Origin of the sequence: Mesorhizobium liriopis (assembly GCF_024053505.1) — a bacterium.
Classification (GTDB): Bacteria; Pseudomonadota; Alphaproteobacteria; order Rhizobiales; family Rhizobiaceae; genus Mesorhizobium_B; species Mesorhizobium_B liriopis.
In genome coordinates this window covers 127,608-153,395 of sequence record NZ_JAMXQS010000005.1, presented here as the reverse complement: position 1 = coordinate 153,395, position 25,788 = coordinate 127,608, and the positions used below count along the sequence as shown (strand labels likewise).

The window sequence follows — 25,788 nt, the reverse complement described above, 5'->3', positions numbered from 1 at the left end:
TATCGATTTCGGGAAGAAGTCATGAAACTCGGATTGAACCTGTCGTTCGCCATCAAGCGGTGGCTCGGTGGTGAGGCCATGGCGCGCATCGTCAAGGAAGAACTGGGCTTCGATACAGTGCAGTTCACGTGGGATCTCGTCGACCCATGGTGGCCGACGGACCAGCGCGACCCGATCGCGCGTGAATATGCCGAGGTGTTCCGCAACGCTGGCATCACAATCGAGAGCACTTTCGGTGGTCTCGCGTCCTACACCTACAATCATCTCCTCGCGCCGACGCCGGAACTTCGTGCTCTCGGCAAGGAGCATCTCAAACGCGCCATCGACATGACGTCACAGATGGGGGTGAAGGCCGCCGGCATGCCGTTTGGCTCGTTCTCGACGGCCGATGCGAACAACCCGGCCCGCCGTGAGAAAATCTATAAGGAAGCCGTTGCGGCCTATCTCGATCTCACGCGTCACGCCAAGGCGAGAGGCCTCGAACGCCTCTATGTGGAGCCGGTGCCTCTGGCTACTGAATTCCCGTCCTCAGCCACCGATGCTTTGCGCCTAATGACCGACCTCAACGCCGAAAGCGCGGTCCCAGTGAGGCTGATGGTCGATTGGGGTCACGCGCTGTTCACACCGCTCTTTGGCGATGAAGCCGACATGGACTACTGGATGGAGACGTGCGGCGACTACATAGGCGCTTTCCACATCCAGCAGTCGGACGGTCTGCTCGACCGCCACTGGAACTTCACCCACGACGGCGTCATCACGCCGGAAAGGCTTTCCGAATTCTGGAAACGTAACAAGCTGACGGACCAGACCTACTTCCTGGAAATTATCTACCCCTTTGAGGAAACCGACGAAGACGTGCTTGCCGACATGAAGGCGTCGGTGGCGCTGCTGCGTCAGGCGGTCTAGTTCCGCACTATCCAATTTTCGCAAGCATCCAAGAGGCAAGAATGACTGCCCGCACCAAGAAGATCATGAATGCGCCCGAAAACATCATCTCTGAGATGATCGAGGGCATGGTTGGCGCTCATCCTGACCTTCTACGCGTCGAAGGCGCTACCGGTCGCGCAATCGTGGCCGTCGATGGCCCGCGGCAGGGCAAGGTCGGTATCGTCGTCGGCGGCGGTTCGGGCCACGAGCCCGCATTCGCTGGTTACGTCGGTCGTGGCCTCGCCGATGCGGCAGCAGTCGGCAACGTGTTCGCCTCACCGTCGCCCGAGCAGATCATGGATGCCGCGCGTGCCGCCAATGGCGGCGAGGGCGTCATTTTCCTCTATGGAAATTATTCCGGCGACGTCATGAACTTTGACATGGCGGCTGAGGAACTCGCTTCGATCGGCGTTGCGGTAAAAAGCATTCAGGTCACTGACGACGTCGCCTCCGCGCCGAAGGAGCGTGCGAATGAGCGTCGTGGCATTGCGGGTGACTTCTTCGTGTTCAAAATCGCGGGTGCCGCTGCTGACCGCCTGCTGTCGCTCGAAGAGGTCGAGCGTGTCGCGCGCCGCGCAAACGCCTCTACGCGTACCATGGGTGTCGCACTGTCAGCATGCTCGCTGCCACAGACCCGCAAACCCAATTTCGAAATACCCGCGGACGAGATGGAGGTCGGAATGGGCCTGCACGGCGAGCCTGGCATACGCCGTGCGACGCTCGAAACCGCTGATGAACTTGCCACCGATCTCGTTGGCGCGATTCTAGGCGACCTTGATCTGCGCAAAGGCGACGAAGTTGCGGTTCTGGTCAACGGTCTCGGTTCGACCGCGCAAATGGAGCTGTATCTGCTGCATCGCAAAACGCGGTATATTCTGGCCGATGCAGGGATCAGGATCGCGCACAGCTGGGTGGGCGAATATGCTACTTCGCTGGAAATGGCCGGTGCCTCGATCACGCTCATGAAGCTCGACGATGAGCTGCGTACCCTGCTCTACCACCCCTGCCGTACGCCGGCTCTGACTGTTGGTGACTTAGCTGCTGCCGGCGCGGCGCGTCAGGCTCGGGCCGCTACGGTCGAGGTTCACAATGACGAAAAGACGGTCAGTAACGATCGAAAGGAACTAGCAACCAGTGGCGACATCACGCCTGACATTTTCCGCCGTATGATGCGCAATGTCGGGAAGGTTATCGTCACCGAGAAAGACTGGCTATCGGAACTCGATGGGGTCATCGGCGACGGCGACCATGGTGTAACCATGGAGATCGGCTGGATCGCTGTCGGTAAGGCTCTCGACGCCGCACCAGAAGACAGGACAATCGAGGCGATTTGCAAACGCATGGCGAAGGCTTTCCTGGATGCGGTCGGCGCATCTTCCGGCCCCCTCTATGCCACTGCCTTCCTTCGCGCAGGAACCGCAGTCGGCGAACGTCTCAATCTTGACGCCTCCGCGCTCGCTAACTGGATCGCGGCGGCCTCGCAGGGCATTCAAGATCGAGGCCGCGCCGCTCCCGGTGACAAAACCATGGTCGATGCTTGGGCTCCTGCCGCGGATGCGGCAAAGGCGAGTGCGGCAAAGGGTGCATCCTCGCTAGACGTGATCGACGCCGCCGTCGCAAGCGCTAAGGATGGCATGGAAAAGACCGCCAACATTGCAGCGCGGCGCGGTCGTTCATCAAAGCTCGGCGAACGCTCGCTAGGCCATATCGATCCGGGCGCTGCATCGACTTACTTGACGCTACGCGCCATGGGCGAAGCTCTACGCGAGGCGTTGGGTTAGACTGCGAAATACCAAGGGAGGGGACACTGTACGACATCTATCGCAGGGCACTCGACGAACTCCATGATGTCCTTATCGCTGTCGACGAAAACCAAGAAGCAGCCGCGCTTGATCTGATCACCGAGGCGAAGCGCATTGCTCTTTATGGCGTCGGCCGCGAGGGTCTGCAGATAAAGGGTTTTGCCATGCGGCTCTTCCATCTCGGCCTCGACGCACATGTCGTCGGCGATATGTCTGTACCCAATCTCGGCGATGGTGATCTCCTGATCGTCTCAGCTGGGCCGGGCGATTTCGCAACCGTCAGCGCTTTGATTGGGGTTGCGAAAGCCGCGCGTGCGAAGACACTTTGCGTTACTGCCGAGCCAGACGGCGCTGCACCCCGCGCGGCTAACGCTATCATCACGATTCCCGCCCAAACCATGGCGCGTGACACCACTGCGCCGAGTTCCACTCTGCCGATGGGGTCGCTCTATGAAGGCGCTCTCTACGTACTTTTCGAAATGCTGATACTAAAGCTGCGCGAACGCCTGTCTGTCACCGCCGTGGATATGCGATCGCGCCATACTAATCTGGAGTGAACGCGTCCAAACTGGACCCCGAATCTGCCAGATAGGCTGCCGAAGTGCTCAATAAAGCTCAGACCGAACCGACCGATGACGAGTTCCACTCAGAGCGCGAGATCGCGCGTGTAGCCTGGCTCTATTTTGTTGGCGGCATGACGCAGAAGGATATCGCCACCGAACTCGGCACGACCCGCCTGCGCATCAACAAGATGATAGGGCAGGTGCGTGCTTCCGGTTTAGTCAACATCGAAGTACGAAGCCCGCTGGCCGACTGCGTTGCTCTCGAAGAGCGGTTGAAGGCTAAGTTCCATCTGAAAGGAGCCGTGGTTGTTCCCGCCCTGACGGATCCGATTGAGCAGCAGCGCACCATCGGCGAGGCTGCCGGCGAACTCCTCAACTCTGTCATTGCCGGCCGCGATTTGGGTGTCGGCATTGGCTGGGGGCGCACTCTTGCCTTCGCCACGCGCCGACTCGAAGTAAAAAGTAACTCGCATTCTTGGGTTGTTGGCCTCATGGGGGGTGTCACCCGCGCCTCATTGACGAACACATTTGAGGTCGCCATGTCCGTTGCGAAGGCGCTCGGCCTCGAATGCCACTATCTTACTGCACCTATTTACTGCTCCAGTCCTGAAAGCCTGGAGGCAATCTTGCACAATGACGAGATCGCAGATGTACTCGCGCGGACGGAAATCGCTGATGTCGCACTCGTCGCCTGCGGGGATCTGCACGAGCGGTCGCCGATACCGTCACTACGGGTCGTGAAAGACAGTCTCGACGAGTTAGAGCGACTCGGCGCAGTTGGGGAAATTCTCGGATATTTCTTACGTGCGAACGGCGAATTGGTCGATCACCAGCTGAACCGCTCAATCATGGCGATTCCGCTCGAGGCGCTACGCGAGAAGCCTGTCTCTGTGCTCGCTTCTGGCGGCCTATACAAGGCGCCAATCATCCGTGCCACGCTCAATGGTCGCTACGTTAACCACTTGGTTACCGACGAGGCTGTTGCTCGCGTATTGCTCAGCGAGCTGTAACCCCCTCGCCAATTCGGTGAAATTGGCATTCGTGTAGCGCTCAGGACATCGCGTCGGTCGAAATTTTCAATGCAGCTTATCGGTGGCACCACATAAACGCGTGCCGTCGATTTTTCGGCCCATATTCCGACATTCCGCTTTGCGCCTCTTTCCAGTCATTCTGATTGTCTGGAAAGTGCCCCGAAAGCTGCCGTTGGCGCCAGACGCAAGGCTCGTCAGGAGTGGAGTGGAGCGGAGTGGAAAACGGAAGGTAGCCTTCTGATCCATGAACTGGAAAAAGCAGTCGCTAGGTCTCGCTACTCACCCTGCCTTTCTCGGCGAGAAAGTCCAGCAGTACGCGAACACGTGAAGGGAGCGGCCCCCCATGTCCAATATGAACAGCGTGAAAGGCTTCCGTGTCACATGGGTTTAGCTGTTCGAGCACAGGGCAAAGGCGACCGGAGGCAATGTCCTCGCGCACGGTGAATGCGGCAAGGCGAACCAGACCAGCGCCGCCAAGCGCCAGCTGGCGCAGTGCTTCTCCGTCGCTCGCCTGAACCCGCCCGGCGACAGGCACGACAATGGTTTCACGCCCGTCCTTGAAGGGCCATCCATCGATGGTGCGGATGTATGAGAGACCTAGTCGCCTGTGGTGACCGAGCTCTGCGAGCGTTTCTGGTGTGCCGAAACGGGCGAAGTAGGTTGGGGCTCCGACGATGACCATTCGGGTATCGCCAAGCTTGCGCGCAACGAGGCTTGAGCTCTTCATCGGTCCCGCACGCACTGCCACGTCTGTTCGCTCGGCGATAAGGTCCACAATGGTGTCAGTCTGGATCAGATCGACCGTCACGCCGGGAAAGTGCTCTAGGAACTCAGGCAGGATCGGGGCCAGGATGTGCGTTGCGTAGGATGCGCTGGTGTTCAATCGGATGCGTCCTTTCGGCTTTTCGCCGGCACCTGCATTGCGTTCTGCGTCCGCGATATCGGCAAGGATGCGTGCTGCCCGCTCGTAGAACACGCAACCTTCCGAAGTCAGTTGCAGGACGCGTGTCGATCGGTTGATCAGGCGCACGCCGAGCCGCTTCTCCAATCGGGCAATGAGCTTGCTGACGGCCGAAGGCGTCATGCGACTGATCCGGGCGGCAGAGGAAAAGCCGCCTTGCTCGACCACACGGACGAACACCTCCATTTCACCAGATCGATTGGTTTCCGTTCGCGCCATTGTTCCTTGAGTTCACAGATGATGTTCCAGTCGACAGACTAGGTCATCCGGCCTGTGGAAGCTACTTCCCTTCTCACGACAGCAATTCAACTGAGAACATCGCCATGGAATATCGTTCGCTCGGCCGTTCGGGCCTCAAGGTGTCTGTCTTGAGTTTCGGCGCAGGCACATTTGGCGGCACCGGACCACTGTTTGGGGCATGGGGCAACACGGATGTCGAAGAGGCCCGGCGCCTGATCGACATCTGCCTTGAAGCCGGCTTGAACCTGTTCGACACGGCCGACGTCTATTCGGGCGGTGCGTCCGAAGCGGTGTTGGGCGCTGCGCTCAAGGGTCGGCGCGACCATGTGCTGATTTCTACCAAGACCGGCCTGCCGATGGGTGATGGTCCTAACGATGCCGGAACCTCTCGGCTTCGGCTGGTTCGCTCGGTCGAGGCAGCGTTGAGACGGCTCGACACGGACTATCTCGATCTTCTGCAACTCCATGCCTTCGATGCGACGACGCCTGTCGAGGAAGTGTTGTCGACGCTGGACATGCTTATTCGCGACGGCAAGGTTCGCTATGCCGGCGTGTCGAACTTCTCGGGTTGGCAGGTCATGAAGGCGCTGGGTGTTGCTGAGCGTCATGGCTGGCCGCGCTTCGTCGCCAATCAGGTGTATTATTCTCTGATCGGCCGCGATTATGAATGGGATCTCATGCCGCTGGGTGCAGATCAGGGGTTGGGTGCACTGGTGTGGAGCCCGCTTGGCTGGGGGCGCCTTACCGGCAAGATCAGGCGCAGCACACCGTTGCCCGAACAAAGCCGCCTTCATGACACGGCAAGCTTCGGTCCGCCGGTAAATGACGAACACCTGTTCGAGGTCGTCGATGCGCTGCAAGAGGTGGCGGAGGAAACGGATAAGACCGTGCCGCAAGTCGCCCTCAACTGGCTCATGGGGCGGCCGACCGTATCGTCCGTGATCATCGGCGCTCGCAACGAGGCGCAGCTGCGTGACAATCTGGGCGCGGCTGGTTGGCGCTTGACTGAAGATCAAATCTCCAAGCTCGATAGAGCGAGCCACGTCCCCGCGCCCTATCCACACTTCCCTTACGAGCGCCAAGACGGCTTCCGTCGCCTCAACCCGCCAATTATTTCTAGCTGGAATGCAGCCTGATCGATCATTCCGCTTCCATATCGCCCGGCGCGGACCGCGCCGCTGGTCGGCGGCGTAGCGCCGTGAGGCCGCAGCCGGGATAGAATGGTCAAGCAGCGCTGCGTTCTGCATCGTGGCCGCAGCTACACCGAAGTTCCAAGGTCCGTCGCGGGAACTCCAGTATCAGGACTGCATTTGTGAGCACACTTAAAGCAGCGCTTTCAGCCCACGATGTGGCTCATCAATCGTGCTCGGCTCAGTAGACTTCGATCTGTGTTTCTCAAGAACTAGTGGCGTTTGCTTCATTCGCGCGAACGGCAGATCTGTTTTCTGCCGTGATCCCGCGTCGTGCCAGATAGAGTTCGACGCCGGCGCGTGTCAGAAAAGAGCAAAGGCCGATCGCGATGGCGACCAGGCGAATACGGTGCTCATCGCTTTCAACTTGGCTTTGCCGCGAAGCAAGAAGCGCCTTCTCGGCCTCGGTCATTTCGCCAATAACATGGCGGATGTCGTCCATGGTCGCGCGTTCCATCATGCCGACTTCTTCACGCTGTGCGGCTTCAAATCCGCTTTCATCGTGAAAGGCGATCGATTTCTGGAGCTCACCGAGCTTTGCATCGATCAACGTGTTCAAGCGCGCAACCCGCCCGATCTGCGCGCCATTGTCCGCGATCAGCTGTGCGAGCGTGACGCGCAACGTTGTGAGTCTGTCTAACGCTTTCGCATACGGTTCGAGATAGCGTTGGTCGGCACTGAGCAGATAGCCGCGTTGTCCTGTTTCAGCATCATCGAGGCCGATCAAAACATCCTTGGTCGTATCGATTACCTTGAACGTATGGACAACGAGCTCTTGGTGACTGCTCAGGAGCGAATGTGTCCAGGTCGTTGCAACGATGCCCGCTGCGATGACGACCCCAACGGGGATTGAGCGTAAGAGAACCGCGGTGGTCAGCCATTTTTCACGCAGGTTGCGCCAAGATAGATCGATCATTTCGAGCCGCCCCTCTTGGCTGCGGACATACCCTGAGATGTCCGATTCTTCCGGACACCCAATTCGATCTCATGAAGTCCCAGCTGCAGCAAAAGCTCCCCAGTCGGCGGTGACAGCTTCAAATGAAGGGTAAGGAGTCGCTCGAACGAGCTGGGCCCCGTAAGCTCACTGCAAGCGCACTTAACTTCAGTTTTAGAAGCCAGCATACGTCGGACCTTTATACCCGCATGCTTCAGCCGATCGCTGGTGGAAAGATCGCACGGTACGTTGCGGCTGCATGTTTGAGGGTTGGCGCAACATTCGACATCCCATGCAGCAATGCTTGCCGTAAATCCGCGCTTTATGGTTGCTCTTTCAAAGAGACCTCAGCGCGTTGACCCACATTTCATCCTCTTCAGCTCAGACCGAGGCTATTCCGCCCGTTGCGAGCCGAAATGACGCCACGCTCGGCATCGTCTCGCTCGTGGCTGGGATTGCCGTGTTCTCCGCTCAGGATGTGATCATCAAGCTGCTCAGTGACACCTATCCGGTCCACCAGGCAATGACGATCCGAAGCCTCGTCGCTCTGCCACTTCTGCTAGCCCTCGTCGCTGTTACCGGAGGGGTCTCGACACTGGTTTCGAAAAGTGCGCCGCTACTTGCCGCACGGGGCGCGATCATGTTTGTTTCCTACACGTCCTACTATTTGGCCTTTGCAGCGCTGCCACTCGCGACCTGCGTTGCGATCTTCTTCGTGGCACCACTCTTCATCACCATTCTCTCTGCATTCTTTCTGCGCGAGAGCGTCGATGCACCGCGCTGGGTGGCCGTGCTGATGGGCTTTCTGGGTGTCTTGGTGATCATCCGCCCGGGTACAGTCGTGTTCGATGCAGCCACCCTTCTGCCCGTTCTGGCCGCGCTCACCTATGCCGTGTCGCAAACGCTCGCGCGCAAGTTGGGCGAGACAAACAGTGCCGCAGTGATGACCTTCTACGGAAATGGGGTCTACCTTCTCGCCGGGATCGTTCTTGCGATGGCTTTTGGAGGCAGCGGCTCAACTGAAGGAATGCACAAGAGCCTCTCGTTTTTGATGCGCAGCTGGTCTGATCCGAGTGTCAGGGACCTTCTGCTGATGGCTGCCTGTGGGGTTATCGCGGCTGTTGGCCTCACGCTGTTAAGCCAAGCCTATCGCAGCACACGGGCGAGCACGGTGGCACCCTTCGAATACGTGGCCATCCTTCTGAGCATTGCGTATGGCTGGTTCATATGGGGAGAGTGGCCAGATTTTATCGCCTGGGCCGGGATCGCTATTGTAATCAGTTCCGGGCTTTATGTGATGGCCCGCGAACGGGGCGGGCAGGCGAGTTGAGGCTTCACTGAATGGGTTTTACCTCCACATGTTGCAAGATCATTGAAGGCATTGCTGATCCTGCCCCGGCTCAACCGCATCGCTATGGTTGCGCTTGGTGTCGGCCTCGCTCTGGCTAGATGTCCGGCGAACTGACCGCTTCCGTTTCCATGTCAGCCTGCATGAGCGAAGGGAGGCTTCCGCCTTGGCACTAACAAACCATGACCTGATCGAACTTACAGCTTGGCGCAGGAAGCTGCATCAGCATCCTGAGATCTCGAATGCAGGGCGAGCGCGAGGCTTCCGCTCGCCTTTCAAGTGAGGAAGTCCGTGAGGTCCATGAAGGCTCAGGCTCTAACGAACGTGTCAGGCTTGTTCTCGGCGAGCCAGAGAAGCTTGGACGTTTCCATCTCAGGCGAGATTACGCCGCTGACATAGGCCAGCACCGGATGCGAGGTCGCATTGATCCGCCGTGCTTGATCGGTGGCACGATGGTCCATCCAGACGATGATGTTGCGCTCAGCATCGTTGGACGGACTCGCCGAAAACGGCGTTCCCTCTTCGCCCAGCACGACCTGCGAACAGGTTGCGTCGAAGCCGATTCCACCCACTCAAGCGGGATCGATGCCGGCCTCTTCCATCGCCGCGCGAACACACGCGCAGACCGCCTGCCAGATATCCGTGCTCGACTGTTCCACGATCTCGCCGGAGTCCCGAGAGATCAGGATATCCCGCTTGGCGGATGCGAGCATGGTGCCGCTCGCATTGAAGACACGGGCCTGCGCGCTGCCTGTGCCGACATCCACCCCGATGAAATGCCCTGTCGCCATCTCAGAGTTCGACGCTGTTGGGCACGATCACGAGGTCGCGGATGGTGACATTGCGCGGCCGCGACAGCATGAAGAGCACGCAGTCGGCCACTTCTTTCGGCTCCATCAGCGAACCGTTGGCGAGCGCCTCCTCCATTTTGGCCTTCGGCCAGTCGCTCAGGAGGGCCGTCACGACGGGCCCGGGCAGGACCGCGCCGACGCGGATGCCGTGTTTCGCGACCTGTCTCCGCACCGTATGCACGAAGGCCTGCACGGCGAATTTGGACGCTGTGTAAATCGGCTCCCAGACGACGGGCACCACGCCCGCGATCGAACTTGTGACGATCACATCGCCCGTGCCGCGCTCCTTCATGTGCGGCAGAACGGCATGGATGGTGCGGAAGGCGGCGTTGACGTTGAGGTTCAGCATACGGTCCCAGGCATCCGGGTCGCCTTCCAGCACGTCGCCGCCGATATAGGCGCCGGCATTGGCGTGAAAGATGTCGAGCTGGCCGGCATGGTCGAGGATCGCAGGCAGCATCCCGTCCACGCTTTTGGGATTGAGCAGGTCGACCACGACCGGAAAGGCGTTGGCCCCGAGCTCTGCGCAGAGTTCCTTGAGCCGATCTTCCGCCCGGTCCACCAGTGCGACCTTGGCGCCCGCCGCGAGCATGGCCCGCGCGCATTCGAGGCCGATCCCGGAGGCCGCGCCCGTCACGGCTGCGACCTTGCCCATCATTTCTTGTGCCATAGGCTTCTCCCTTTGCTTAGGCTCGGCCATGGGAGACGCGCGAGCGTCGGGCGAGCGAGTCCACGATCACCGCGACCGCCAGCACCCCGCCGGTGATCATGTAGCGAAGCGAGGAAGACAGATCGAGAAGCGTCAGCCCGCTGGCGATGGCCTGGATGACGATGATGCCGAGAAGCGCCGAATAGGCGCTGCCGCGTCCGCCGAATAGGCTGGTGCCGCCGATCACGGCTGCTGCAATGGCGTTGAGGTTGACGTCGCCCGTGCCGGCTTGCTGACTTGACGAGGCAAGACGTGCGGCCGCAAGCACGCCGCCGGCCGCGGCCAGAGTCGAGCAAAGCACAAAGGCCGAAGCATAGACCATTCGCACATTGATGCCCGCGCGCCGTGCCGCCTCGCGGTTGCCGCCCACGGCGGTGAGGATCCGGCCCCACCGGGTGCGCGTGAAAGCGTAGTTCATCAGAAGAACCAAGCCGACGAAGAGCCCGAACATCCACGGCACGCCGCGCGCCTGGTTGAGGTAGAAGACGACGAGCCCGAGCAGGATTGTGATCACCGCCGCCTGAAAGACGATGGCGCCCGTCGATCGCGCCGAAAGCCCTGCCGCACGCCGACGCGCGGCGTTGCGCATCTTGGTAAGAAGAAGGACGACGCCCGCCACCACCACGAGTGCTGAGGACACCCAGCCCGGCATGATCAGGATCTGCCCAAAATTCACGAGCGCGGTGTCGTAAGGCAGGTTGATCGAGCCGGTGGAGCCCAGAATGTAGAGCTGGAGCCCGAGCACCGCGAGCAGGCCGGCGAGCGTCGACACGAAGCTCGGCATGCCGAAGCGGTTGTAAAGGAAAGCATAGATCGAGCCGATGAGTGCCCCGACCAGAAGGGCGCCGAGGATCGCCCCCGCGACCGGCCAGCCATGGTTGACCCAGAGCACGCCGGTGAGCGCTGACGCAAAGCCGCTGACCGAGCCGACGGAAAGGTCTATCTCGCCCACCATCAGGATGCACACGATGCCGAGCGCGATTACACCGATGGTCGAGCAGTCGAAGAGCAGGTTAACGAGGTTGTTGGGCGACAGAAAGATTGGATTGATCGACTGGAAAATGGCCGCGATCACAACGAGGCCGACCACCACGGGCAGGGAGCCGAGATCGCCCGAACGTACACGGTCGATGAAGCCGCGAACCGAACCGGCAATGCCGGAGCGATCTTGCAGCCGCTCGTCGGCCCGGTCCATCAATGGCGCTCTGCTTGCGACCGGCTTGGAAACGGTGCTCATGGATGCGCCTCTCCGGCTGAATGTTCCGTGCCCGCACGGCGACTCGCGCGGCGCGACACGGAGTTGTCGGATGCGCCGGTGATGGCGCTGACGAGTTCCTGGTTGGAGGTGTCAGGCGTGAAGACGCCGTTGTTTTTTCCCAACCGCAAAACCACAACCCGGTCGGCCACCGCGCGTACGTCTTCCATGTTGTGGCTGATCATGACGACGCCGAGACCCCGGTCGCGCACGCGCTCGATGAGGTTGAGAACTTCGGCCGTTTGCGCCACTCCGAGAGCTGCTGTCGGCTCGTCGAGCAGGATCACCTTGGGGTCAAGCAAGAGCGAACGCGCGATGGCCACCGTTTGCCGCTGGCCACCCGAGAGCGAGGCAATGGGTTCGCGCACGCTCGGGATGCGGGCGGACAACTCTCGCAGAAGTGTCCAAGCCCGGATCTCCATCGACACTTCGTCGAGTGCCATCGGGCTCAGTTCCTGACCGAGATAGATGTTGGCGACGACATCGAGGTTTTCGCAGAGAGCGAGGTCCTGAAAGACCGTCGCGATGCCGAGCTTGAGGGCTGCGCTCGGACCGTCGAGCACGACCGGCACTCCGTCGAAGGTCATGGTGCCGGAACTCGGCTGGTGCACGCCGGCCAGGATTTTCACCAACGTGGACTTCCCCGCGCCGTTGTCGCCCACCAGCGCCACGACCTCGCCCTTGTAAACGTCAAGCTCGATATCGGTGAGCGCTTGGACTGCCCCGAAATTCTTGGAAACGTTGCGTAGGGAAAGCACGGCCTCGCCGCGCCCGACTATGCCGCCGTCAAATGCATTCGCCATGACACTGGCCCTCGCTCGGATTTCTGTTTCACGAAGAGTTCGGCGTCCGGCCAAGGGAGTTCGGCTGGACGCCGCGCAGTCGACTCAGTTCATGATGCCGAGCGTCTTGCAGCCTTCGGTGTACCGGCCGGTGCAGAGTTCCTCAGCGGTCTGGATCTTCTTATCGATGATCTCGGCCTTAAGGTTTTCCTGCGTGACTACGGCGGGCACGAAGAGCTGCGAGGGCGTCTCGTAGAGCGTGGTTTCCGCCTTGGGTGTCTCGCCTTTCAGGAGTTGCACCGTAACGTTGGCGGCAGCCGCCGCCACGATCTCGCTGGGCTTGGAGATCGTGTTGTACTGGTCGCCCGCAATGATCAACTGAAGGGCTGCGATCGTCGCATCATTGCCGGTGACGGGCGGAACCGGATCGACGCCCGCCGCCTTGAAGGCCGCGATCGCACCGCCCCCTGTACCGTCATTGGCTGCGACCACGCCGAGAATCTTGGTGTCGAAGCGCGTGATCTGGCCTGCCGCCCATTGCTGAGCTTTGGGCGGCGCCCAGTCGGGCGTGTCGTATTCGGCGAGAATCGGGAAGCCCGAATTGTCGAGACCCGCATGGATGCCTTTCTTGATCAGCCCGGCTGCCGCATCGACCGGCGAGCCGTTGATCTGGAGCACGCCCGCGCCGTCCTCGACCTTTGCGCCCATCGCCTTAAGCTTCTGGACGAGCCCGTCCGCGATGGCCTTGCCGATCGCCTCATTGTCGAATGACACATAATAGTCGGCCTTGGCATCGGGGATCGGGCGGTCATAGGCGATCACCTTCACGCCCTGCGCCTGCGCCTGCTTCACGAGCGATGCAGCGGAGGTGGAGTCGACGGGATCGAGAACGATCACCTTCGCGCCTTGCGTGATCAGCGAGTTGAATTGCTGCTGCTGGCGCGCGATATCGCCGTCCGCGTTCTGGTAGATCACCTTGCAGCTCGCGCAGAGCTTCTTCATCTCGCCGATGAAGCCTGGCGAATCGTGTTGCTCGTAGCGGGTCGAGCCTTGGTCAGGCATCAGGAAGCCGACCGTGGCATTGTCCTGTGCCCATGCCGCGCCGCCCATCAGGCCGAGCGCGAGCGCGCCCAGACCGGTCGATTTCCAGGCGCTGCTCATCAGTTTAGTCATTTTCAGTTCCTCCGCATTGTTGTTCTGTTGTTCTACCGCTGGCTCACGGCTGGTCTCGTCCACCGCATTCGCGGCTTCTCCAGGCAAAGCTTTCCGGTGCGCGGAACAGGTGCATCGCCCGTTCCGTGTTGTCGTCTGCAGGTCCTGATCTCCTCCCTTGCCTCACTTTCAGTCAGGCTGCCTTGGCGGCGCCAATGTTCTCACCGAGCAGCCGCCGGAAGCGCGAAGGTGGCATGCCCTTTTCCGCCAGGAACTGGCGGTTGAAGTTGGACAGGTTATTGAACCCCACCTCGAAGCAGATGTCGGTGATCGAGGCCGCCTCGTCGCTCATCAGGATCTGGCAGGCGAGGTTGATCCGGAGCCGCTTCACATATTGCACGAGCGACATGCCCGTACGCCGGCGAAACGAACGCGAGAACGCACTAGTGGACTGGCCTGCGATTGCTGCCAGGTCGCACTCGTCGAAGGCATGCGTCAGGTTCTCGCGGATAAAGGCGATGGCTTTGTTCATGCCGGCCGACATGTAGCCGGACGGGTCGGGAAGATAGTTCGGACTGGCCAGGCTGCGGGCGCCTTCCGCACGGCTGAGCACGCCCATGATCAGGATGAAAAGTTCGATGCGGCGCACGCCCTGCGCCTCCATCATCTCTTCCATCAAGGGCCAAATCTCGCGTCCCGTTTCGGGCGAGAACTGCAATCCCCTTCGTGAGGCTTCCAGAACGGGTTGAAGGGCCGCGAGCTCAACCAGGACCTTGGCGGCATCGCCGATGAACCGCTCACTGAACTGGATGATGCGGCAGCGCAGCGGCACGGTCGTGCCTTCGGGAACATCGCTTACCCAGTTGTGTGGCAGGTTGGGGCCGGTCAGCACGAGGTTGCCCGGTTCGAACTCGCCAATGAAATCGCCCACGAAGCAGCGGCCGCGCGTTTCGACGATCTGATGCAGTTCGTATTCCGGATGAAAGTGCCAGCGCACCGTGTGGTAGGGATATCCGTGCGCCCAAGCCGTGAATGACTCGCCGCGGCGGATCTGGACCAGTTCCAGATCAGGTCTCATGCGGTCTCCTCCCGAACCGACGCGGCTCCCCTTCCGCATCTAGCTCCATCCGCCCCTGTCGGTTCTTAATCAGAAGAGGCCGAGCAAACGTGAGACTAGACCCTCTCCCATGCAAGGCGCCACTATGTTTCGTATAGCGAACCGATACTTTTTTGATCTAGGAGTGTGGTAGCAACCGAGAATTATGGATACGTTCTGTGCTCTCCCGGTCCCTTTCTTGAGTGCCAAGCCACAGCATCAATTGTGCTGCACGACATCGCTCTGGGTCCAGAGATTGAAAGATTGTTTTCGGGCTATGGCTGGAGAATGGCAGGTGATGCACTGCATTACAGACTCTACTCACATCCGTCGGTGCCAGCTTTCTGACGAAGAAAATAGTGGCTTCGTCCAATAGCAGCTCTTCACCCAACATCACCCGAAACCGGACTGCCCGCTTTCGGCCCAGCTTATGCCGTTCCGCTTTGCGCCTCATTTCGGTTGTTCAGGTCAAGATCGTAACACCTCAAGAGCAGACGTTACGAGTGTCAGGAGGTAAGTCGCCTTCGCGCCATCAAGGGTTGTTTCCAAGGCAATTCTGTTGTGCGGCGTTGGCGCGGATCAGTGCGTGTTCGCTTCTGAGTAAGAGGCATGCCATTCAGCCGCCGATGATGGGTGACGGACCGGGTGGGCTACGATAGCCTGCCACGGCACTCCCATTTCCCGAGAGTTCGCACCAACTGCCCCAGCTCAGCTTCGGCTGGTTGGGGTTTTTTGTTGGGACGATCAAGGCGGCGGGGGCGAGCTATGGTGGGGGGGCAGCCGATTTGATCTATAGAGCCCGTCGTTCCATACCCGATTGACCATCGAGGCAAGGTGGCTGCGGATCGGACTGGAGTGGTGTTTGAATGCGGAAGTTTGGACTAACCCTTGCAGCGGCAGGACTCGTCATGGGGCTGACCGCGACGTATCTCGTGCTTGATGATGATATGACCGGCGAGCCGCAAGGCTGGTACCTTGGCCTAGGTTTCACTGGGGCGGCCACGATTGTGTCGGGTGTCCTGTTCGCCGCCGTCGCGCGATAGCAACGGCGCCTCGATCGAGCGTCGGCCGTCAGACAGGTTCCTCCCTGTAGAGCTTGAGATTAGCCCCAGGCTTGGCTTCGGTAGGTTTTGCCGCATGAATCTTTGCCGGGTGTGGCGCCTACCGTGACACTCATAATCTAATCGTACAGATATCGCTGCTGCCAATCTTCGTGCGGGATTTTGCTGCCGATCTTGTATCGCAGATCTTGCGCATCGAGGTGTCGGGGTCCGGTGCGGCAGAAGTATTTGAGGCGGTACCATTCTCCGTTGCTGCGAACCGCGGCACCGAGCGCCTTGATCGAATGCTGACCGAGTTGGGGTTCGGCGAAGGTGTAGGCGACCACCTTGTCCGCCTGGAAGTGTCGATCGTCATGGTTGACGCGCTGCATCACCTCGGCATCGCATGTTTGCTCCAAACGCGTTGCTGGATCCAGACGAAGCAACTGCTGGTCAAACGCTCGGCTTTCAGTGGCCCGCACTTTCATGGACGGGAAGGCAAACCCGATGCATACCAAGGCGACTGACATGCACTGGATCAGAGGCCGTGGTCTCAGTTTGAAGATGCAGGATAGCATCCGTCACCAGTAATCACTTCATCTGCTAGCTCAACCCTCGAGGGGCCCCTCCAAGTGTTTCCTTACCGATAATTAATGAACCGGTTCACTTTCCATTCACGCCACGCCAGCCATTTCCATGGCGGGGTTGCTGACTTGAAAGGAAGACCAACGATGAGAAAGATTGTTTCAGGCATCTGCGCAGCAGCCATGATGCTTACAACACTCGGAACGTCTCTCGCCACCGCTGCGCCAATCAATGCGCCGCAGTTTGAGGCTCAGAAGAGCGATGTCATTCAGGTTCAGAATCGCCGTGATCGTCGCGACCGCTTCGACCGTCGTGATCGGTTCGAGCGTCGTGGTGACAGCTACTACTACAACGGTCGACGCGGCTACCGTGCGAAGCGTCCAGGCTATCGCTATCATAACGGCTACTGGTTCCCGGCCGCAGCCTTCATCGCAGGAGCAGTGATTGGCGGAGCGGTTGCAAACCAGCCTTCAACACGGCTGTCTGACGCGCATGTCCGTTACTGCGCGGATCGGTACCGCTCGTACCGGGCGTCAGACAACACCTTCCAGCCTAACAACGGACCCCGTCAGCAGTGCCGGTCGCCGTATTGATCTGCCCATAGGTGCTCGCAAAGACCGCCCCGTCACTGGCTTCGGCTGGTGGCCGGGCGTTCTATTGTTTGAGAGATCGCTTATCCAACCCTACTTGGTCACGGTCAGCGTGTTGTGCATTCCGGCCTTATAATGGCCCTTGATGTTGCAGAACAACATGTATGTCCCTGGCTTCAGCGTGGCTGTCAGCTTGCCGCTGGCGCCCGGCTTGATGTCTTCAACCTCTCCCAAGGTCTTAAGCTGAGACTCGTCCACGTGGTTCTTCTTGGCGTTGAAGGGGAGTTTCTGATCGGCCGACTTCAGCCGCATCAGGTTCATTTCGTGCTCATCGATCGGATCAGCGTTTTTGACCATGAACGTGACTTCGCCTGCTTTCACAGAAACTGGCTCGAGCGTAAGCGTCATGGCGTCTTCGGTTTTTCCATTTTCCGTCACATTAACAGTGGTCGCAGCGAGGAAATGACCTGCCGCAAGTGTGAGCGCCAAGGCGAGGAGAACGCTGCGGCTGGTAGTGAGATACGTCGATACAAATGAATGCCTTCTGCGGGTTGGAACACCGGAACAATTCGGGCAGGCATTTGTCTGCGCGCGTCTCAGGGCAGGATTGTGTCTTCTGTTGTTTGCACCAATCGTGCGGTCAGCCACCCTTCATGCTGCCGCTGTTGAGGTTGCCGGTGCTTGCAAGAAGTTCGTGGGTTGGGGTTTGGTCCGGAGGCTGAAGTGGGAGCCAATGTGATTGGCGACCGCTTCAACAAAGGTGTTACTTCAGCAAGCACCGCAGCTTGGCTCACGGCAATGTTGCCCTCAATGAACTCCGCCAAATTAGCGGGGCCTCGAATGTTCGGGAAGAGGCCTGAATTTCCGCCGACTTCTGTTCTACCATTCTGACTGTATATGCTGTTATTGCTTCGACCGGTTGACTGAAGGTGGTCAGATCGTAGGACGACCAGCTAGCTTGATCGATGTCATCGAAACCGATGACACCAATATCGTCCGGCACACGCTTGTTAAACCTTTGCCGAACGGCATCCATTACCCCACAGGCGAGGAGGTCTGTAACGGCGAACACTGCATCGGGCGGCTCGGGCAACGTCATCAATTCCGTGCCGGCCTGAAAGCCGCTTTGGTAGGCCGTCGGCCCGCCTTCCCAGACTTGCGCGGTCAAATCGGCCATACGGAGCGCTTCAAGGAAATGGTCGCGCCGGGCATTGAGGCTGGGTGTGCCGATACCCGAAGAGACGAGCGCAGGGCGACGATAGCCCCCTCGTCGGATAAGCATCGCTGCGGTCTGTGCTGCCTTGGCATGATCGACTGAGATCCCAACGGTTTGCTCAAAATGGTCGTCGCGGTTGATAAGAATCAGCCGCTGACCGCTTTCGAGGCATTGGCGGGCGATCGAGCGGTAGGGCGTGCCTGACAGCACAATGGTCGCGTCGGCGCGGTAATTCAGGGTCTGCCTGAGTGCGGCTTCCACATTCTTCGTGGCGCGGCCGGCATTAAGCACCATCACCGCCTTGCCCGCCTCTTGCAAAGCGCGCGACAGGTAATCGAGCAGGCGTGAAAGGTAGGGCGTATGGATATCCGCCACCACGAGGCAAACGATGCCGCTTTCGTGCCGCATCAGCCCGCGTGCGAGGTGATTGACATGGTAGCCGAGCTGGGCAGCGGCGGCCTCGACGCGCTGGCGCGTTTCCACTGAAATGCTGGCGCCAGGAGTAAATGCTCGTGAAACAGCGGAACGCGAAACGCCAGCGAGCCGTGCCACTTCTTCAGCGCTGACGAAGGTAGCCTGCCGTCTGTTTGCTGCTTCCGACATCCGCTTGCTGCACTCGTTTGCAATCACGCCGATGCGATATGACAGGGATTATATGAGTTGACAACCGTGAGGTGGCTAAGCATTCTTGCACACGCGTGCAAATCGAAGACGGGAGGCTTCCTCATGCGCATGGTATTTCTCGCCACCACTTTCCTTTTCGGCGCCGCGGCGTTTGCCGCGCCGGCGCATGCCGCCGGATCGCTCAACCTCGTCTGCGCGGCGGACGTCAAATGGTGCGAGCTGATGGTTCGCCTTTTCGAAAAGGACCACGACATCAAGCTCAACATGGTGCGCATGAGTTCGGGCGAGGCCTATGCCCGCTTGCGCGCCGAAGCACGCAACCCCAAGACGGATATCTGGTGGGCTGGCACGGGTGACCCGCATCTGCAGGCCGCAGAAGACAAGCTCACGCTTGAATATAAGTCGCCGTTGCTCTCCGAATTGCAGCCTTGGGCGCAGAAGCAGGCAGAGGTCTCGGGCTTCCGCACCGTCGGCATCTATTCCGGCGCGCTGGGCTGGGGCTACAACACCGACATCCTGCAGAAGAAGGGCTTGGCCGCGCCAGCCTGCTGGAAGGACCTGACTTCTGACAAGTACAAGGGTGAAATCCAGATCGCGAATCCGAACTCGTCCGGCACCGCCTACACAGCGCTTGCGACGCTCGTTCAGATCATGGGCGAGGATCAGGCCTTCGACTACCTCAAGGCGCTCAACACCAATGTGACACAATACACCAAATCGGGGTCGGCACCTGTGAAGGCCGCAGCACGCGGCGAAACCGGCATTGGCATTGTCTTCATGCATGATGCGGTGGCGATGACGGTGCAGGGCTTCCCCGTTAAGACGGTGGCACCCTGCGAGGGCACGGGCTTCGAGGTCGGCTCCATGTCGATCGTCAAGGGCGCAAAGAACCTCGAAAACGCGAAGGTCTTCTATGATTGGGCGCTATCGGCTGAGGTGCAGTCCCATGCCAAGGAAGCCGATTCCTTCCAGTTGCCCTCGAATACCAAGGCCGAAGTGCCGCCCGATGCGCCCAAGCTCAGCGAGATCAAGCTGATCGACTACGATTTCGCGAAATACGGCAATTCAGACACGCGCAAGGAATTGCTCGGCCGCTGGGATCGCGAGATCGGCGCGCAGGCCAACTGAGCAAGCCCGAGCGGGAGCCGGGGAGGGCTTCCACTTCCATTCAACAGTTAGGGGAGGAGTGCTGATGGATCGCCATGTCCGCCGGCTCGACGGAGCTCTGCTTCTCGGGCTGGCCGCCTTCGTCATCCTGCCCTGGTATGGGCTCGAAAGCGGTATCTGGAACGGAAGCTGGTTCGCGAGCTATCCATTCGACCCGAGCGTCGCGCCGGGTGCCGCCCAACTATTCCTCCGTCCTGGCTTCTGGCTACTGCCTGCGGCACTCGCGCTTTTGTCCGTTCTCGTTTTGCGCTTCACTCCATCCGGCGAGAAGCGCGGCACGCGTCTGGCATTTGCTGGCGGGTTTGGCATCGCTGCGCTCGTCACTGAAGGCCTCGCGGTTGGCTACCAAGGTTGGAACTGGAGCGGTTGGGAAAGGCTGTTCGGCGCGCTTGGGGACGGCCAGCCGCCTTTCGGGCTCGGTGCCTATACGCTCGCGCTCGCCTTTCTGCTCACACTTGCCTTCGGACTGGCTGAAAAGGGACGCCTGCGCGGCGACGCCTTCGTGCTTGGCGCGATCACAATCGTCGTAGCGCTCGTTTCAGCCTTCGTGCTTTATCCTCTCTTGAGCCTTTTCATTGGTGCGTTTCAGGCCATCGACGGCACGTTCGACGCGTCGAGCTTTACCGCAAACCTTCTCGATCCTTCGATCTGGTCGCTCGGCTGCGCCACCGGTTCAGGCGCCTGCGGCATTGCATGGCGCACGGTGTTCTTGGCCCTCGTCACGGGTCTGGGCACCACGGTGCTTGGCCTCTCATTCGCACTAGTCGCGACCCGTACGCGCTTTCCGTTCAAGCGCCTGTTGCGGCTTCTTACCATTCTGCCGATCATCACACCGCCCTTTGTGATCGGTCTGGCGCTGATCCTGCTATTTGGCCGCTCGGGCGTCGTGACGCAATGGCTTGCTGTCGTGACGGGTTTCGATGGCGGGCGCTGGCTTTACGGGCTTCCCGGTATCTGGATCGCGCAGATGCTGAGCTTCACGCCGATCGCCTTCATGGTGCTGATCGGCGTGGTGGAAGGCATCAGCCCCTCAATGGAAGAGGCGGCGCAAACCATGCGCGCCAATCGCTGGCGCACCTTCTGGACCGTGTCCTTCCCCTTGATGCGGCCTGGCCTTGCCAACGCCTTCCTTGTCGGCTTCATCGAAAGCATGGCGGATTTCGGCAATCCGCTGGTTCTGGGCGGCAGTCATGGGGTGCTCTCGACCGAAATCTTCTTTGCAGTGGTCGGCGCGCAGAACGATCCGGCACGCGCGGCCGTGCTCGCGCTCGTGCTTCTCGCTTTCACGCTTTCCGCATTTTTCGCCCAGCGTCTGTGGCTCAAGGGCAAGAGCTACACCACCGTCACCGGCAAGGGAGACGCCGGCCGCCCCATCGATCTCGATCCTAAGCTGCGCCTCGCGGCCTACGGCATGGTCGTGCCCTGGATCGTCTTTACCGTCACCGTTTACGCGATGATCCTCGTCGGCAGCGTCGTGCGCACGCTCGGGCTCGACAACACGCTGACGCTTGACCATTACGCCAAGGCGTTTTCGGTATCCTATGGCGAAAACGGCATCCAATGGACAGGCGTTGCATGGAATTCCTTCTGGACGACCATGGAGATCGCGCTGGCTTCTGCGCCCCTGACAGCGGCGCTTGGGCTCTTGTCCGCCTATCTTCTGGTGCGCCAACGCTTCGCAGGCCGCGAGGCGCTCGAATTCCTCTTGATGCTGTCCTTTGCCATTCCCGGCACGGTGATTGGCGTCTCCTACGTGCTCGCCTTCAACCTGCCGCCGGTCGAGATGACCGGCACGGCCCTGATACTCGTGATCTGCTTCGTGTTCCGCAATATGCCGGTCGGCGTGCGCGGCGGCATCGCGGCGATGAGCCAACTGGACAAAAGCCTGGACGAAGCTTCGCTGACGCTCGGCGCCAACAGCTTCACCACCTTGCGCCGCGTGGTGTTGCCGCTGTTGAAGCCGGCCATCACCAGTGCGCTGGTTTATAGCTTCGTACGCTCCATCACCTCGATCAGCGCCGTGATCTTCTTGGTCAGCGCTGAGTACAACATGGCGACCTCTTATATCGTTGGCCTCACGGAAAACGGCGAATACGGCGTGGCGATCGCCTATTCCGCGACGCTGATCATGGTGATGGTCGCGGTCATAGCGCTGTTCCAACTTGTTGTCGGCAAGCGCACGTTGCGCCGCGAGGCGCAGACGGCAGCCCCCGCCACACTCGCTCCCGCTTCCGCTCTCGCGCAGGAGACCCCCGCATGACGGTTCCCTTGAAACCCGGTTCGGTCCGCTTCGAGAACGTCCAGAAGCGCTTCGGCGCGGTGACGGCAATCCACGACCTGTCGCTCGAAATCGAGCCCGGCACACTCGTCACCCTGCTCGGCCCCTCGGGCTGCGGCAAGACTACCACGCTGCGCATGCTGGCCGGTCTCGAGCAGCCGAGTGCGGGGCGCATCCTGATCGGCGGACGCGACGTGACCGCATTGCCCGCCAACGAGCGCGACGTGTCGATGGTGTTCCAGTCCTATGCGCTCTTTCCCCATATGAGCATCGCCGACAACGTCGCCTACGGCCTGCGTTCGGGCGGCTTGTCGCGCAGGGCGGCGCACGAACGAGCCGAAGAGGGGCTTGCACTTGTCGGGCTGAACGGCTTCGGCGAGCGGTTGCCGAGCGAGCTGTCCGGTGGGCAGCAACAGCGTGTGGCGGTTGCCCGCGCACTGGTTCTGGAGCCCCAGGTTCTTCTGCTGGACGAGCCGCTGTCAAATCTCGACACCCGCCTGCGCCGGCATGTGCGTACCGAAATTCGTGAGCTGCAGCAGCGGCTGGGCTTCACTGCCGTTTATGTCACGCACGATCAGGACGAGGCACTTGCCGTGTCCGACCGGATCGTGGTGATGAAGGATGGCATCATGGCCCAAGCCGGTTCGCCACGTGAGCTCTACGAACAGCCGGCCTCGGCCTTCATCGCCGACTTCATCGGCGAAGCCAATGTCGTGCCCTGCGATGTGGTGCGCACAAGTGATGGCCGGCTCGGCGCGCGGCTCGGCGGCATGGTCCATGCAATACGGGCCGACAGCGCGCGAGAAGGTGCCGCGAAGCTCGCCATCCGTCCCAATGCGATGTTTCTGGGGGACCGGCGTCCCGGCTTTCTCGACGGTCGCGTCTTGAGCGCGGCCTATCTGGGCGATCACATAGAATACGAGGTCGAAACAGCCTTCGGCCGCCTTTTCATCACCGATCCAGCGGTCGAAACCGTGCGTCCCATCGCTAGCGAAGTGGGTGTGGGGCTGCACGACCGCGGCGTCGCTCTTATTCCGGCTTGAACCTGATGCCCTTACGCTCCCATACCGAAGCCGACGCCATTGCCGCGCGTCACGAACTGGCCGAAGCAATCGCGCGTGAGGGCGGCGCTCTCGCACTTCGCTATTTCCGCAACCGCGACACCCTGAGCATCGACATCAAGACCAATGGTCAGGACGTGGTTTCCATCGCCGACAAAGAGGTTGAGGCCCATTTGCGGCACCGCATCGCAGAGGCTTTCCCCGATGATGGCGTGCTCGGTGAAGAGGAGGGAATGAAGCCCGGAACCTCCGGTTTCACCTGGGTGATGGACCCGATCGACGGCACCACCCCCTTCGTGTTTGGGATTCCAGCATGGTGCCTGTCGATTGCGGTCACACGCGACAGGGCAATCGAGACGGGCGTGATCTATGATCCGGTTGCCAACGAGCTTTATTCCGCACGACGCGGTGAGGGCGCCACACTGAACGGTCAGGCGATCCGCGTCTCGACCAGTCACGACCTCTCGACCGGAGTTCTTGGTCTCGGCGCCAGTCATCGCGTGCCGAGCGCGCAAGTCGCCGGCGTAGTTGAACGGCTTCTGGACAGCGGCGGCATGTTCATCCGTAACGGTTCGGGCGCTTTGATGCTCGCCTACGTCTCCGCCGGCCGCCTCGCTGCCTATTGGGAACCTCATATGAACGCGTGGGACTGCTTCGCCGGCTTTCTGTTGGTAGAGGAGGCGGGAGGTTGGGCAGTTGACCTCCACACTGAATGGGGAGAGCTGATCAATGGTGGCCCTGTCCTTGCAGGCGCACCAAATACTGAGGCACAACTCCGGAAGCTCACAGAGTAGGCACCCGGAGGCACCAACAGGCCATGGAGTTGCAAGTGCTGAAAGAACTCCAGCGTCGGGCGATGCGTAGCGGGTCTTGGGGCCGGAACTCTCCATGATGCCGAGCGATAGCCCCCCGCAGAAAGGTAGCTTTCCAATGATTGTGCTTGACACCTGACCGACCGCATCCGGCCCAGTTCCCACCGTTCCGCCTGGCGCCTCATCTTGGTCATACAGGCTGCCCGAGTTCTCTCTGAAAAGCAGCCACTGAAGCAAGAAGGAACGGGCGCCTGAAATGGGGTGGGTGCCTGCCGGCCCGCTTAAAATCCGTCTGCCAACGAAGCAGACGTAGCCTTCGCGGAAGGTGATCAATCTCTCCGCGTTATGCACGTGACTTTCGCGCCACCTGCCTCTCTGATTGTATGAGCTGCAGGCATCGGTGCACGAATCTTGGTTTTTGAACCGTTGATGAATATCTAGGAAAGGTGGAAAGGAGATCGTCTGCTTCCGGCAATTGAGGCTTGAAAGCAGCTACTCGCGGCAACGCATTGTCCCAAGACATAGATGTCTTCCATTGCAAAAGCTCCCGGGTTCAAACGGCGTCCGACCCCGTCCACGCAGCGGACACTTGCCATAGGCTCTCGGCCGAGTCCGGATCGCATGCCCACGGGCTGACACCCTTCCTTCCAAGGTTTGGGTCGTTGACAACCGCGATGTCACAGTCTTCGCAGTAGACCCCACCCATACCGTCGATCTGCGGGCTCGTCGCGCACCAGACGCTCGTGGCAGCCCCTTGCTCAACCGTTTTCATCCCGCGCTCAGGATCGACGATCGGTCGTCCGGCCTCGTCCAGCGCATCGAACGAGTTAATCTCCTCGGCGCTGAGATGGCGGGCGAGGTCGGTCAGAATCTGACCGGGATGCAGCGAGAAGGACCTGATGCCGTGATCCCGTCCTCGGCGGTCGAGTGACATCGCGAAGAGGGCGTTGGCCGTCTTCGACTGACCGTACGCGAGCCACTTATCATAGGGACGAACCCGGAAGTCGATGTCCTCGAAGTCGATCCCGGCGATCTGGTGGCCGCGCGATGATACGCTGACAACACGTGCCCCTTTAGCGGCGACGAGAGCCGGCCAGAGGCCGAGGGTGAGACGGAAATGGCCAAGATGGTTCGTCGCGAACTGCGCCTCGTGCCCGTCGGCATCGCGCGTCTCGGGCGTCGCCATGATGCCCGCACTGTTGACGAGGATCGACACTGGCCCGCCGGCGGACACGACCCATCCAGCGAAGGCGGCGACGGACTGCGGATCGGCGAGATCCATGTGCTCGACCGTGGCGCCGGCGAGCCCGCGCAAGGCGGATCTTGCCCGCTCGGGACTACGCGCCGGCACGATCACCTTCGCACCGGCGTGAACAAGAGCGCGCGTCGTCTCGAGTCCGAGCCCCGATGCTCCTCCGGTCACGACCGCAAGCTTCCCCGAAAGATCGATCCCGGAGACGACTTCCATCGCCGTGCTGGCAGCACCGAAGTCCGAGCCGATGGGTTTCTGCTGTGTCATAGTGTTGTCCTGCGAGAGTTGGCACGCCCTGCCGCGGCATGGAGCGCTTCAAGGA

Annotated in this window: 22 protein-coding genes and 1 pseudogene; 11 read left to right on the top strand and 12 right to left on the bottom strand. The window is 60.4% G+C overall.

All coding sequences use genetic code 11. The features are described from left to right. Positions 1 to 21 precede the first annotated feature (21 nt). From NGM99_RS10740 to NGM99_RS10725, 4 genes are read left to right on the top strand one after another with little or no spacing between them, the layout of a single operon-like run. The gene (locus tag NGM99_RS10740) at positions 22 to 906 is read left to right on the top strand and encodes a sugar phosphate isomerase/epimerase family protein (protein WP_252818770.1); all 885 of its coding nucleotides are present in this window, start codon (positions 22 to 24) and stop codon (positions 904 to 906) included. 41 nt (positions 907 to 947) lie between these two features. Further along, complete coding sequence (gene dhaL / locus NGM99_RS10735) at positions 948 to 2,708, top strand: dihydroxyacetone kinase subunit DhaL (RefSeq protein ID WP_252818768.1); 1,761 nt, start codon at positions 948 to 950, stop codon at positions 2,706 to 2,708. Beyond that, positions 2,603 to 3,286 carry an SIS domain-containing protein gene (locus NGM99_RS10730; protein WP_353937412.1) on the top strand — a complete coding sequence of 228 codons (684 nt, stop codon included), beginning with the start codon at positions 2,603 to 2,605 and terminating at the stop codon, positions 3,284 to 3,286. The genes dhaL and NGM99_RS10730 overlap by 106 nt, the downstream gene beginning before the upstream one ends. Positions 3,287 to 3,330: 44 nt before the next feature. Next, positions 3,331 to 4,302, top strand: a complete 972-nt coding sequence (locus NGM99_RS10725) for a sugar-binding transcriptional regulator (protein ID WP_252818766.1) — start codon at positions 3,331 to 3,333, stop codon at positions 4,300 to 4,302. A 286-nt stretch (positions 4,303 to 4,588) separates the two neighbouring features. Here the strand turns inward: NGM99_RS10725 and NGM99_RS10720 are convergent, their stop codons facing one another. Next, positions 4,589 to 5,503 carry a LysR family transcriptional regulator gene (locus tag NGM99_RS10720; RefSeq protein ID WP_252818764.1) on the bottom strand — a complete coding sequence of 305 codons (915 nt, stop codon included), beginning with the start codon at positions 5,501 to 5,503 and terminating at the stop codon, positions 4,589 to 4,591. A 104-nt stretch (positions 5,504 to 5,607) separates the two neighbouring features. Here NGM99_RS10720 and NGM99_RS10715 point away from each other — a divergent pair, with 104 nt between their 5' ends. Further along, positions 5,608 to 6,660 (top strand): aldo/keto reductase, encoded by a 1,053-nt coding sequence (locus NGM99_RS10715; RefSeq protein WP_252819188.1) that lies wholly within the window; start codon positions 5,608 to 5,610, stop codon positions 6,658 to 6,660. Between the two features lie 259 nt (positions 6,661 to 6,919). On the opposite strand, the gene NGM99_RS10710 is transcribed toward NGM99_RS10715, so the two are convergent. Beyond that, positions 6,920 to 7,630, bottom strand: coding sequence for a CHASE3 domain-containing protein (locus tag NGM99_RS10710; protein WP_252818762.1), 711 nt, complete (start codon positions 7,628 to 7,630; stop codon positions 6,920 to 6,922). A gap of 346 nt (positions 7,631 to 7,976) precedes the next feature. Here NGM99_RS10710 and NGM99_RS10705 point away from each other — a divergent pair, with 346 nt between their 5' ends. Beyond that, entirely contained in the window at positions 7,977 to 8,978 is a 1,002-nt protein-coding gene (locus tag NGM99_RS10705) for a DMT family transporter (RefSeq protein ID WP_353937403.1), read from the top strand. A gap of 296 nt (positions 8,979 to 9,274) precedes the next feature. On the opposite strand, the pseudogene NGM99_RS10700 reads toward NGM99_RS10705, so the two are convergent. The 7 genes and pseudogenes from NGM99_RS10700 to NGM99_RS10670 all read right to left on the bottom strand — a co-directional run. Beyond that, positions 9,275 to 9,787: pseudogene (locus NGM99_RS10700) on the bottom strand (FGGY family carbohydrate kinase); the annotation flags it as partial. Between the two features lies 1 nt (position 9,788). After that, positions 9,789 to 10,517: an SDR family oxidoreductase gene (locus NGM99_RS10695; protein ID WP_252818758.1), complete on the bottom strand. Its 729-nt coding sequence runs from the start codon at positions 10,515 to 10,517 to the stop codon at positions 9,789 to 9,791. Positions 10,518 to 10,533: 16 nt separating this feature from the next. Then, positions 10,534 to 11,793 (bottom strand): sugar ABC transporter permease, encoded by a 1,260-nt coding sequence (locus NGM99_RS10690; RefSeq protein WP_252818756.1) that lies wholly within the window; start codon positions 11,791 to 11,793, stop codon positions 10,534 to 10,536. Further along, positions 11,790 to 12,614 (bottom strand): ATP-binding cassette domain-containing protein, encoded by an 825-nt coding sequence (locus tag NGM99_RS10685; RefSeq protein WP_252818754.1) that lies wholly within the window; start codon positions 12,612 to 12,614, stop codon positions 11,790 to 11,792. Before NGM99_RS10685 ends, NGM99_RS10690 begins: the two co-directional genes overlap by 4 nt. 84 nt (positions 12,615 to 12,698) lie before the next feature. After that, the gene (locus NGM99_RS10680; RefSeq protein ID WP_435371420.1) at positions 12,699 to 13,766 is read right to left on the bottom strand and encodes an ABC transporter substrate-binding protein; all 1,068 of its coding nucleotides are present in this window, start codon (positions 13,764 to 13,766) and stop codon (positions 12,699 to 12,701) included. Between the two features lie 172 nt (positions 13,767 to 13,938). Beyond that, positions 13,939 to 14,823 (bottom strand): AraC family transcriptional regulator, encoded by an 885-nt coding sequence (locus NGM99_RS10675; RefSeq protein ID WP_252818751.1) that lies wholly within the window; start codon positions 14,821 to 14,823, stop codon positions 13,939 to 13,941. 1,198 nt (positions 14,824 to 16,021) lie between these two features. After that, on the bottom strand, positions 16,022 to 16,411 hold the full coding sequence (locus tag NGM99_RS10670) for a DUF930 domain-containing protein (RefSeq protein ID WP_252818749.1): 390 nt from the start codon (positions 16,409 to 16,411) through the stop codon (positions 16,022 to 16,024). A 201-nt stretch (positions 16,412 to 16,612) separates the two neighbouring features. On the opposite strand from NGM99_RS10670, the gene NGM99_RS10665 reads away from it, so the two are divergent. Beyond that, positions 16,613 to 17,059, top strand: a complete 447-nt coding sequence (locus tag NGM99_RS10665; protein WP_252818748.1) for a BA14K family protein — start codon at positions 16,613 to 16,615, stop codon at positions 17,057 to 17,059. 90 nt (positions 17,060 to 17,149) lie between these two features. Here the strand turns inward: NGM99_RS10665 and NGM99_RS10660 are convergent, their stop codons facing one another. Both NGM99_RS10660 and NGM99_RS10655 read right to left on the bottom strand, forming a co-directional pair. Then, positions 17,150 to 17,704: a cupredoxin domain-containing protein gene (locus NGM99_RS10660; protein ID WP_252818746.1), complete on the bottom strand. Its 555-nt coding sequence runs from the start codon at positions 17,702 to 17,704 to the stop codon at positions 17,150 to 17,152. A gap of 142 nt (positions 17,705 to 17,846) precedes the next feature. Continuing rightward, positions 17,847 to 18,875, bottom strand: coding sequence for a LacI family DNA-binding transcriptional regulator (locus tag NGM99_RS10655; RefSeq protein ID WP_252818744.1), 1,029 nt, complete (start codon positions 18,873 to 18,875; stop codon positions 17,847 to 17,849). 123 nt (positions 18,876 to 18,998) lie between these two features. Between NGM99_RS10655 and NGM99_RS10650 the strand changes: the two genes are divergently transcribed. From NGM99_RS10650 to NGM99_RS10635, 4 genes are all read left to right on the top strand, one after another. Beyond that, positions 18,999 to 20,024, top strand: coding sequence for an ABC transporter substrate-binding protein (locus NGM99_RS10650; protein WP_252818742.1), 1,026 nt, complete (start codon positions 18,999 to 19,001; stop codon positions 20,022 to 20,024). Between the two features lie 64 nt (positions 20,025 to 20,088). Next, complete coding sequence (locus tag NGM99_RS10645; protein WP_252818740.1) at positions 20,089 to 22,323, top strand: ABC transporter permease; 2,235 nt, start codon at positions 20,089 to 20,091, stop codon at positions 22,321 to 22,323. Next, positions 22,320 to 23,384, top strand: coding sequence for an ABC transporter ATP-binding protein (locus NGM99_RS10640; protein ID WP_252818738.1), 1,065 nt, complete (start codon positions 22,320 to 22,322; stop codon positions 23,382 to 23,384). Before NGM99_RS10645 ends, NGM99_RS10640 begins: the two co-directional genes overlap by 4 nt. 5 nt (positions 23,385 to 23,389) lie before the next feature. Further along, complete coding sequence (locus NGM99_RS10635; protein WP_252818736.1) at positions 23,390 to 24,196, top strand: inositol monophosphatase family protein; 807 nt, start codon at positions 23,390 to 23,392, stop codon at positions 24,194 to 24,196. A gap of 571 nt (positions 24,197 to 24,767) precedes the next feature. Here NGM99_RS10635 and NGM99_RS10630 read toward each other — a convergent pair. Beyond that, positions 24,768 to 25,733 (bottom strand): oxidoreductase, encoded by a 966-nt coding sequence (locus tag NGM99_RS10630; protein WP_252818734.1) that lies wholly within the window; start codon positions 25,731 to 25,733, stop codon positions 24,768 to 24,770. Positions 25,734 to 25,788: the final 55 nt, after the last annotated feature.

Excerpts from the sequence above, each read along its gene's own strand:
- NGM99_RS10740 (WP_252818770.1), top strand. The coding sequence starts at position 22 with ATGAAACTCGGATTGAACCTGTCGTTCGCCATCAAGCGGTGGCTCGGT.
- dhaL (WP_252818768.1), top strand. The coding sequence starts at position 948 with ATGACTGCCCGCACCAAGAAGATCATGAATGCGCCCGAAAACATCATC.
- NGM99_RS10720 (WP_252818764.1), bottom strand. The coding sequence starts at position 5,503 with ATGGCGCGAACGGAAACCAATCGATCTGGTGAAATGGAGGTGTTCGTC.
- NGM99_RS10715 (WP_252819188.1), top strand. The coding sequence starts at position 5,608 with ATGGAATATCGTTCGCTCGGCCGTTCGGGCCTCAAGGTGTCTGTCTTG.
- NGM99_RS10710 (WP_252818762.1), bottom strand. The coding sequence starts at position 7,630 with ATGATCGATCTATCTTGGCGCAACCTGCGTGAAAAATGGCTGACCACC.
- NGM99_RS10695 (WP_252818758.1), bottom strand. The coding sequence starts at position 10,517 with ATGGCACAAGAAATGATGGGCAAGGTCGCAGCCGTGACGGGCGCGGCC.
- NGM99_RS10690 (WP_252818756.1), bottom strand. The coding sequence starts at position 11,793 with ATGAGCACCGTTTCCAAGCCGGTCGCAAGCAGAGCGCCATTGATGGAC.
- NGM99_RS10685 (WP_252818754.1), bottom strand. The coding sequence starts at position 12,614 with ATGGCGAATGCATTTGACGGCGGCATAGTCGGGCGCGGCGAGGCCGTG.
- NGM99_RS10680 (WP_435371420.1), bottom strand. The coding sequence starts at position 13,766 with ATGACTAAACTGATGAGCAGCGCCTGGAAATCGACCGGTCTGGGCGCG.
- NGM99_RS10675 (WP_252818751.1), bottom strand. The coding sequence starts at position 14,823 with ATGAGACCTGATCTGGAACTGGTCCAGATCCGCCGCGGCGAGTCATTC.
- NGM99_RS10670 (WP_252818749.1), bottom strand. The coding sequence starts at position 16,411 with ATGTCAGTCGCCTTGGTATGCATCGGGTTTGCCTTCCCGTCCATGAAA.
- NGM99_RS10665 (WP_252818748.1), top strand. The coding sequence starts at position 16,613 with ATGAGAAAGATTGTTTCAGGCATCTGCGCAGCAGCCATGATGCTTACA.
- NGM99_RS10655 (WP_252818744.1), bottom strand. The coding sequence starts at position 18,875 with ATGTCGGAAGCAGCAAACAGACGGCAGGCTACCTTCGTCAGCGCTGAA.
- NGM99_RS10650 (WP_252818742.1), top strand. The coding sequence starts at position 18,999 with ATGCGCATGGTATTTCTCGCCACCACTTTCCTTTTCGGCGCCGCGGCG.
- NGM99_RS10645 (WP_252818740.1), top strand. The coding sequence starts at position 20,089 with ATGGATCGCCATGTCCGCCGGCTCGACGGAGCTCTGCTTCTCGGGCTG.
- NGM99_RS10640 (WP_252818738.1), top strand. The coding sequence starts at position 22,320 with ATGACGGTTCCCTTGAAACCCGGTTCGGTCCGCTTCGAGAACGTCCAG.
- NGM99_RS10635 (WP_252818736.1), top strand. The coding sequence starts at position 23,390 with ATGCCCTTACGCTCCCATACCGAAGCCGACGCCATTGCCGCGCGTCAC.
- NGM99_RS10630 (WP_252818734.1), bottom strand. The coding sequence starts at position 25,733 with ATGACACAGCAGAAACCCATCGGCTCGGACTTCGGTGCTGCCAGCACG.